Annotated in this window: 3 protein-coding genes; 1 reads left to right on the top strand and 2 read right to left on the bottom strand. The window is 72.0% G+C overall.

The window, feature by feature from the left end:
- Positions 1–1,061: pyridoxal phosphate-dependent aminotransferase (locus ACTS11_RS16635; RefSeq protein ID WP_442641416.1), on the bottom strand; the 1,061-nt coding region annotated here is incomplete at its 3' end.
- Positions 1,062–1,213: 152 nt separating this feature from the next.
- Here ACTS11_RS16635 and ACTS11_RS16630 point away from each other — a divergent pair.
- Positions 1,214–1,963: a DsbA family protein gene (locus ACTS11_RS16630; RefSeq protein ID WP_442641415.1), complete on the top strand. Its 750-nt coding sequence runs from the start codon at positions 1,214–1,216 to the stop codon at positions 1,961–1,963.
- A gap of 114 nt (positions 1,964–2,077) precedes the next feature.
- On the opposite strand, the gene ACTS11_RS16625 is transcribed toward ACTS11_RS16630, so the two are convergent.
- On the bottom strand, positions 2,078–2,345 hold a 268-nt coding region (locus ACTS11_RS16625; protein ID WP_442641414.1), incomplete at its 5' end, for a hypothetical protein.

Below are 2,345 nucleotides of genomic sequence, written 5' to 3'. Positions count from 1 at the left end.
CCGTGGCCCCGCGTCTTGTCGAAGTCGAGCCCCGGCGTGACGGCGACGCCCGCCTCGGCGAGGATGCGGTCGCAGAGCGCGCGGCTGTCGTCCGTCAGGTGCGAGACGTCGGCATAGACGTAGAAGGCCCCGTCGGCGGGCGCGGTGCGGGTCAGACCCGCCTCCGCCAGACCGGCGAGAAGGATCTCGCGATTCCTTGTATATGTGGCGCGGTGTTCATCCAGTTCCGCCCGCCCCTCGGGGCTGAGCGCGCCGAGCGCCGCCACCTGGCTCGCGTGCGCGGGACAGATGAACATGTTCTGCGCCAGCCGTTCGACGATGCGGACATGGTCGGGCGGCACGACCATCCAGCCGAGGCGCCAGCCCGTCATGGAGAAATACTTGGAGAAGGAGTTGATGACGTAGACCTCGTCCGTCACCTCGAGCGCGCTGACCGCGCGGCCCTCGTATTGCAGGCCGTGATAGATCTCGTCGGAGACGAGCGAGACGAGCTTCTCCCCGCAAGCATCCGACAGGGATTGCAGGTCCTCGCGCCCCAGCATCGTGCCGGTAGGGTTCGCCGGGCTGGCCACGATGAGGCCCGCGAGGTCGTCGGTGAGCTGTTCCGCCACCGGCTGGAACCGCGTCCCGGGCCCCGTCACGAGGCCCACGGGCGTCAGGCTCAGCGCGGTGAGGATCTGGCGATAGGAGGGATAGCAGGGCTCGCCCAACGCCACCTTGTCGCCCGCGTCGAACAGCGCCGTGAAGGCGAGGAGGAAGCCGCCGGACGCCCCCGAGGTCAGCACGACGCGCGCCGGATCGAGGTCGAGGCCGTACCACTCGCCGTAGAGGGCCGCGATGGCGGCGCGCAGGTCGGGCCGCCCCAGCGCGACGGTGTAGCCCAAGGGGCCCTTCTCCATCTCCCGCGCGAGACGGCGCCGCGCGGCCTCCGGCGCGCCGCTGCCCGGCTGGCCGACCTCCATGTGGACGATGTGGCGGCCCGCCTCCTCGGCGGCGCGCGCGGCCTCCATCACGTCCATCACGATGAAGGGATCGACCCCGGACCGGCTTGAATGTCGCATCTCGCGCCCCCTATCCTGCCCCGCGTGACAAACCAGCCGCGGGCGCGCGCGTCAACACGCGGTGTCGTGCCGCGCAAGGCCGCGGCATGGATGGATTCAGCGGCGGGATGTGCTAGCCCTTCGGCGAGCCGGCCGGATACGGAGATGACACGATGAGGCTTCTTGCCCCCCTCGCCCTCGCGGGCGCGCTTGCCGCGGGCCCCGCCGCGGCCGACCTGATCGACATGGACGCGGCCGAGCGCGACGCCTTCCGTGCCGAGGTCCGCGCCTACCTGCTGGAGAACCCCGAGGTGCTGATGGAGGCGATCGGCGTCCTCGAGCAGCGCCAGGCCGCCGCCGAGGGCGAGCGCGACGCGATGAGCGTCGCCGCCAACGCCGACGCGCTCTTCAACTCCGCCTTCGACTGGGTCGGCGGCAACCCGGAGGGCGACGTGGTGCTCGTGGAGTTCATGGACTACCGCTGCGGCTTCTGCCGGCGGGCGCATCCCGAGGTCGAGGACCTGATCGCGCTCGACGGCAACATCCGCTACGTGGTCAAGGAGTTCCCGATCCTCGGCGAGCAGTCGGTCCTGGCCTCGCAGTTCGCCATCGCGACCCGGATCGCGCACGGCGACGACGCCTACGGTGCGATGAACGACGCGCTGATGGTGCTGCGGGGCGACGTGACGGAGGCCTCGCTGATGGCCACCGCGAACGAGCTTGGCCTCGATCCCGCGCCGATCATGGAGGCGATGGACGACCCGCTCGTCGGTCAGACCATCGCCTACAACCGCGACCTCGCGCAGCGGCTGGCGATCACGGGAACGCCGAGCTTCGTCTTCGGCGACCAGCTCGTGCGCGGCTACGTGCCGCTCGACGCGATGCTCCAGATCGTCGAGGCCGTGCGAACCGAGGTGAACTGATCCGGCCAGCGCGGCCTGCGAAGCGAAAGGGCGCCCCGCGGGGCGCCCTTCGTCGTTCGGCCCTTCGACTTTGCGGCCCTTCGTCGTTCGGACCCTTCGTCGTAGCGGGCGGCCTCAGCCGATGGACCACCAGCCGCGGCGCTTGGGCTTGCCGTCGCCGCCGGCGCCCTGCGTCTCGGGCTCGCGTGCCGGTTCGGGCTCGGGCTCGGCGGGCGCCTCGGGCTCGGGGGCGGCCGCGTCCTCGGGCTCTGGTTCGGCCGGCGCCTCGGGCGCTGCCTCGGGGGCCTCGGCCGCTTCGGGGGCGGCTTCGGCAACCTCGGCCGGAGCGGGCTCGGGCGCCGCCTCGGCGGCCTCCGGTTCCGGCTGCGCCTCTCCGGCCTCC

The organism is Roseicyclus sp., assembly GCF_052168335.1.
Taxonomy (GTDB): domain Bacteria; phylum Pseudomonadota; class Alphaproteobacteria; order Rhodobacterales; family Rhodobacteraceae; genus Roseibacterium.
Note: the sequence above shows the minus strand (reverse complement) of the source record. Positions and strands in the feature narration are given on the sequence as shown.

Coding starts and splice junctions, on each gene's coding strand:
- ACTS11_RS16630 (WP_442641415.1), top strand. CDS start 1,214: ATGAGGCTTCTTGCCCCCCTCGCCCTCGCGGGCGCGCTTGCCGCGGGC.